5 protein-coding genes and 1 pseudogene are annotated in these 6,000 nt (G+C 72.0%); all 6 read left to right on the forward strand.

The window, feature by feature from the left end; genetic code table 11:
- The first annotated feature begins 118 nt into the window (after window positions 1–118).
- A complete protein-coding gene (locus tag QJS33_RS10055) occupies window positions 119–511 on the forward strand; it encodes a DUF948 domain-containing protein (RefSeq protein WP_306367618.1) in 393 nt (130 codons plus the stop codon).
- Window positions 508–780: a hypothetical protein gene (locus QJS33_RS10060; protein WP_306367619.1), complete on the forward strand. Its 273-nt coding sequence runs from the start codon at window positions 508–510 to the stop codon at window positions 778–780. Before QJS33_RS10055 ends, QJS33_RS10060 begins: the two co-directional genes overlap by 4 nt.
- A 522-nt stretch (window positions 781–1,302) precedes the next feature.
- Window positions 1,303–1,761 carry a hypothetical protein gene (locus QJS33_RS10065; RefSeq protein WP_306367620.1) on the forward strand — a complete coding sequence of 153 codons (459 nt, stop codon included), beginning with the start codon at window positions 1,303–1,305 and terminating at the stop codon, window positions 1,759–1,761.
- A 289-nt stretch (window positions 1,762–2,050) separates the two neighbouring features.
- On the forward strand, window positions 2,051–4,720 hold the full coding sequence (gene alaS / locus QJS33_RS10070; protein ID WP_306367621.1) for an alanine--tRNA ligase: 2,670 nt from the start codon (window positions 2,051–2,053) through the stop codon (window positions 4,718–4,720).
- Window positions 4,721–5,212: 492 nt separating this feature from the next.
- Window positions 5,213–5,701, forward strand: a complete 489-nt coding sequence (ruvX, locus tag QJS33_RS10075; protein ID WP_306367622.1) for a Holliday junction resolvase RuvX — start codon at window positions 5,213–5,215, stop codon at window positions 5,699–5,701.
- Window positions 5,698–6,000: pseudogene (locus QJS33_RS10080) on the forward strand (hypothetical protein); the annotation flags it as partial. The gene ruvX and the pseudogene QJS33_RS10080, both read left to right, overlap by 4 nt.

Consider the following 6,000-nt stretch of genomic DNA (forward strand, 5'->3'; position numbering starts at 1 on the left):
CCTCACCCCGGAGCGCGGCCGACGGCGGGCGGCCCCCGACGCTCTCCGGCGCGACGCGCGGGGGCAGCGTCGCACACAGACCCTCAGAAGTAACCCCTATCCGCCTTACGGAGCCCGCATGCTTACCGGAGGAGAGGTCGCCGCGCTCGTCGCCGCGGTGGTCTGGGCGGTGCTGGCCACGTTCATCTGCGTGGCGCTCGTCAAACTGATCAAGCTCATCAACGCCGCGACCAGGGTCGTCTCGGAACTGGGCGACCGCACCCCGCCCCTGATGGACGACGTCGCCGCCACGGTCGAACGCGCCAACACCTCGTTGGAGCGCGTCGAGGAGATCACCGCCAACGCCCAGGCCACCACCGAGGACGTGGCCACCATGACCGCGCTGACCCGCTCGGTGGTCACCGGCCCGCTCGTCAAGGCGGCCTCGCTGTCCTACGGGGTCCGCCGGGTCCTGGGCCAGCGCCGCGCCCTGGCGGTCGTGCGCGGCCGCCGCCGGAAGGAGAACCGGTGATCCGGCGACTGCTCTACCTCGCCGCGGGCGCCGCCCTGGGTGGCTACGCCGTGCACCGTGTCCACCAGGCCCGGCGGGCGCTCACCCCCGGCGGCATCGCCGAGCGGGTGGAGGGCCGGGTCGGCGAGTACCGGGGCGCGCTGCGCGAACTGAACGAGGACCTGGCCGAGGCCGTCCGCGAGCAGGAGGAGGAGCTGCTGCGCACCTACGCGCCCCGCCGCTCCCGTACCCTCCCCCCGGGAGAGGACCGCGCCCTCCCCGGGGACTGAGCCGGGCCCGGGAGACGGGGGCGGACCGCCCCTGACAGGGGCTTTTCGTGACTTGTCGGAAACCCTCTGTAGGGTGTGGATCCGGAACCCGGTACCACCGAAAGGCCCGGCATGAACCCCGACCCCCCACGGCAGCCCGCCTCCGGCCCCCAGCCCGCGTTCGGCCCCGCACCGCCCCACGGTGCCGCGCCTGCCGCGTATCCGTCCGTGTCCGGTCCGGGGTCGGGTCATGATTCCGGGTCTTCGGTGTACGGGTCCCCTCCGGTGGTGCCCGCCCCGTACCCGTCGTCGGGCCACGGTGCCGCGCCTGCCGCGTATCCGTCCGTGTCCGGTCCGGGGTCGGGTCATGATTCCGGGTCCTCGGTGTACGGGTCCCCTCCGGTGGTGCCCGCCCCGTACCCGTCGTCGGGCCACGGTGCCGCGCCCCCCGCGTATCCGACCCATCCCGGCGCTCCGTACGCGCCCTACCCGGCGGACGGCCACGGCCACCCGCCCCCGGTGTACGCGCCCGGACCCCCGCGCATGCCGGGCACGGTCATCACCGTCCGGGTGCTGATGTTCATCGGCGCCGCGTTCGGCCTGCTGTTCGCCGCCGCCTTCTCCGTCGTCATCGGGCGCGAGGACCCCCTCGGCATCGTCCTCGGCCTGGGCATCTTCGGCACCTACGGTGTCGGTTCCCTGGTGCTCGCGATCCTGGCCGGGCGCCGCCACCCGGCGGTCCGCTGGACCATCCTGGGCTTCCACATCCTGGCGCTCGCGTACATGTTCCTCGCCGCCGTGGGGGCGTCCTCGACATCCGCAGAACCACCCACCGCGGACAGCTTCCGGCGCATGGCCAACATCTTCACCATCGCCAACATCATCCTCATCTGCGTCCCGGCCAGCGCCCGGTTCTACCGCAACGAGGCGGCCCCGCTCCCGGGCCCCGTCCCGGGGCACCCGCCGTACGGATACCCGCAGCCGCCCTACCCGGGCGCATGAGCGCTTCCGGGAGGCGCCGGGCGGCGCCGACCCCGCACGGGTCCCGCCGACCCGGCGCCTCCCGGTGCCCGACGGCGATAGCCTTGGAACAACCGAGGTCCCGGCATTGTCGTCAACAGGACGGGGCCCGGATCGGCCGCCCCCGCCGGGGTCGGCCGCGCAGGAGAAAACCACAGGCATCCGTGTGGTCGTCCCCCTACCATGGGGCCACCGTTCGACCACGCGCAATCAGGTCCCGGGCAGGGACGGGCCCGCCGAGGGCGGCGGAGCCGAGCACAGGAGGGCATCAATGGAGACGGCAGAGATCGCGCGCCGCTTCCTCAGTTTCTTCGAGAAGAACGGACACACCGTGGTGCCCTCGGCAAGCCTCATCGCCGAAGACCCCACGCTGCTGCTGGTGCCCGCAGGCATGGTCCCCTTCAAGCCCTACTTCCTGGGCCAGCGCACTCCGCCGTACGAGACCGCCACCAGCGTCCAGAAGTGCATCCGCACCAAGGACATCGAGGAGGTGGGCAAGACCTCCCGGCACGCCACCTTCTTCCAGATGCTCGGCAATTTCTCCTTCGGCGCCTACTTCAAGGAGCAGGCGATCCCGCTGGCGTGGGAGCTGGTCACCACCCCGGTGGCCGAGGGCGGCTTCGGCATCGACCCCGAGAAGCTGTGGGTGACCGTCTACCTCGACGACGACGAGGCCGAATCGATCTGGCGCGACAAGGTGGGCGTGCGCCCCGAGCGCATCCAGCGCATGGGGATGGAGGAGAACTACTGGTCGATGGGCGTCCCCGGCCCCTGCGGCCCCTGCTCCGAGATCTTCTACGACCGCGGCCCCGAGTACGGCGCCGAGGGCGGCCCCGAGGCGGACGAGAACCGCTACATCGAGATCTGGAACCTCGTCTTCATGCAGTACGAGCGGGGTGAGGGCGGCGACAAGTCCGGCTTCCCGATCCTCGGCGAGCTGCCCAAGAAGAACATCGACACCGGCATGGGCCTGGAGCGCCTGGCCGCTGTCCTACAGGGCGTCGACAACATCTACGAGACCGACATCATCGGCCGCGTCCTGCACCGCGCCGCCGAGCTGGCCGGGGTCCGCTACGGCGACGACCACGAGAAGGACGTCCTGCTGCGCGTGGTCGCCGACCACGTCCGCAGCGCCGTCATGCTGGTCGGCGACGGCGTCAAGCCCGGCAACGAGAAGGCGGGCTACGTCCTGCGCCGCATCCTGCGCCGCTCCATCCGCAACATGCGCCTGCTCTCGGGCACCGACACCGGGTACATGCACGACCTCACCGCGGTCAGCATCGACGCGATGAAGGACATCTACCCCGACCTGCTCGACAAGGCCGACGTCATCCACGGTGTCATCGACACCGAGGAGAAGAACTTCGCCGACACCCTGCGCGCGGGCACCGCCCTGTTCTCCCGGGCGGCCGAGCGCACCCGGCACGCGGGCGGCACCGTCTTCTCCGGCTCCGACGCCTTCCAGCTCCACGACACCTACGGCTTCCCCATCGACCTCACCCTGGAGATGGCGGCCGAGCAGGGCCTGACCGTGGACGAGACGTCCTTCCGCGAGCTCATGCAGCGGCAGAAGGACACCGCCAAGGCCGACGCCAAGTCCAAGAAGCTCGGCAACGCGGACATCTCCCTGTACGCGCAGCTGCTCGAAGGCGCGGGCACCACCGACTTCCTCGGCTACACCGACGCCCAGAGCGAGTCGACGGTCAAGGGCATCGTGGTCGGCGGGGTCTCCTCGCCCGCCGCACGCCAGGGGGAGAAGGTCGAGGTCGTCCTGGACCGCACCCCGTTCTACGCCGAGAGCGGCGGCCAGCTGGCCGACACCGGCACGCTCACCGTCGACGGGCGCGGGATCGTCGACGTCGAGGACGTCCAGAAGCCCCTGCCCGGCCTGTTCGTCCACCGGGGCACCGTCCGCTCGGGCGAGATCACCGTGGACGACACCGTGCACGCGGCGATCGACGGCGGCCGCCGGCACGCCATCGAGCGCTCCCACTCGGCCACCCACCTCATCCACTCGGCGCTGCGCAACGCGCTGGGCCCCTCGGCGGGCCAGGCCGGTTCGGAGAACAGCCCGGGCCGCCTGCGCTTCGACTTCACGGCCGACAACGCCCTGGGCGAGTCCCGGCTGTCCGAGGTCGAGGAGGAGGTCAACACCGTCCTGTCCGGCGACATCGCGGTGCGCACCGAGGAGAAGAGCCTGGACGAGGCCCTCAAGATGGGCGCCCTGGCCATGTTCGGCGAGAAGTACGGCGACCGCGTCCGCGTCGTGGAGATGAGCGACTACTCCGTCGAGCTGTGCGGCGGCACCCACGTGCCCTCCACCGCGCGGCTGGGCATCGTCAAGCTCCTGGGCGAGTCCTCCATCGGTTCCGGCGTGCGCCGGGTCGAGGCGGCGGTCGGTGTGGACGCGTTCAAGCGCCTGTCCAAGGAGTCGGCGCTGGTCGGTCGCCTGTCCGAGCAGCTCAAGGCGCCGCGCGAGGAACTGCCCGAGCGCATCGACGCCGTGATCTCCCGGCTGCGCGCCGCGGAGAAGGAGATCGAGAAGCTGCGCGCCGCGCAGGTCCTCCAGGCCGCGGGTGCCATCGCGGAGAAGGCCCGCCGCCACGGCCCGGCGCTGGTCGTGGCCGAACAGGCCCCCGAGGGCACCGGCGGCGACGAACTGCGCGCCCTGGCCGCCGACGTGCGCGGCCGCCTGGGCGAGGCCGAGCCCGCAGTGGTGGCGCTGACCGCCGTGCCCAAGGACCGTCCGGTCGTGGTCATCGCGGTGAACAAGGCGGCGCAGAAGGCCGGGATCAAGGCCGGCGACCTGGTGGGCGTGGCGGCCCGCGCGCTCGGCGGCGGTGGCGGCGGCAAGCCCGACATGGCCCAGGGCGGCGGCACCGACGCGAGCAAGGTCGACGAAGCCCTCCGCGCCGTCGAGGCCCGCGTCGCGAGCGCCTAGACACCCTCTGCACGCCGGGGACGGCGACCCTCACCCGGTCGCCGTCCCCGGCGTGGTCTTCGCAACACGGGCGTGGTTACGTACCGTGACATACAACGCCGGGTAGTATCACGACCTGTGATGATTCGGGCGAACGGGGTCGTCCGCGCGCCCGGCCCCGGTCGTGTGCGTGCGATCGGACGCCGTGATGGGGGATTCGTGTGACTTAGACTCGGATGCGGCCTCCACGGCCGCCCCGCATCCCGTGCAGCGGCGGACCGAACGCCCGGACCGTGAACCGGCGCCCACTCCGTGTGACCCGGGCTGCGTGCGGTCATCGAATCGGGCATACTGTGGCGCGTCACAGCCGATCACACGGCTGTCTGCGCGGAACCTTCCCGCGATCCACCTGACGAACAGGACCACCGTGTCGAGGATTTTCCCATCGCGGTGCCGTACCCGTACCGGGACGGCCCGCCCGTGCCGCCTCCCCCGAGCCGGGGGGCGCTCCTCGTGAGGAACGGTGTCCGCCTGGCCGTCGACCCGGGCAACGCTCGCATCGGTGTGGCCGTCAGCGACCCCTCCGGTACACTCGCCAGCCCCCTGGAGACGGTCCCCCGCGGCAGGGGCGACAAGAACCGGATCGCCCTGCTGGTACTGGAGAAGGAGGCGCGGGAAGTCATCGTGGGTTACCCTGCCTCTCTGTCAGGAGAGGAGGGGCCGGCCGCCCGGTCGGCCCGGGAGTTCGCGACGGCGCTGGCCGGACTCCTGCACCCCGTCCCCGTCCGCTTGGTCGACGAACGCCTCACCACGGTGACCGCGCAGGGACATCTGCTCTCCGGAGCCTCCTTCAGTAAGAAGGGCGCCAAGGGCGGACGTGCCCGCCGTACGGTCATCGACCAGGCGGCGGCCACGGTCCTCCTACAGAGCGCCTTGGACCAGGAACGGTCGACAGGCCGGCCCCCGGGCGAGATCGTCCGCTCCAGCCAGGGAGAATCATGAACGACAGGGATGACTACCCCGAAAATCCCTATCGTGGACGTGCCGACCGCGACAGCGGTCACGACTACGACCCGCGCGGCGGCCCCGCGCGCGGCCGCCGCGCCCGGCCGGAGGCCTCCTCGTGGAACGAGTCCGAGGCGTCCGGTCCCCGGCGCACGGGGCCCTCGACCGGTGAGTTCCGCACCCCCCGCTACGCCCCCCGGCCCGATCAGGAGTACGACCCGCTGAACCCGGGCCGCTCCGACCGCGACCAGCAGTCCACCGGTGCGCCGTCGCGCCGCGGCGGCGCCGCCGACGCG

The sequence above is a fragment of the Nocardiopsis sp. CC223A genome, from assembly GCF_030766825.1.
Lineage (GTDB): Bacteria > Actinomycetota > Actinomycetes > Streptosporangiales > Streptosporangiaceae > Nocardiopsis.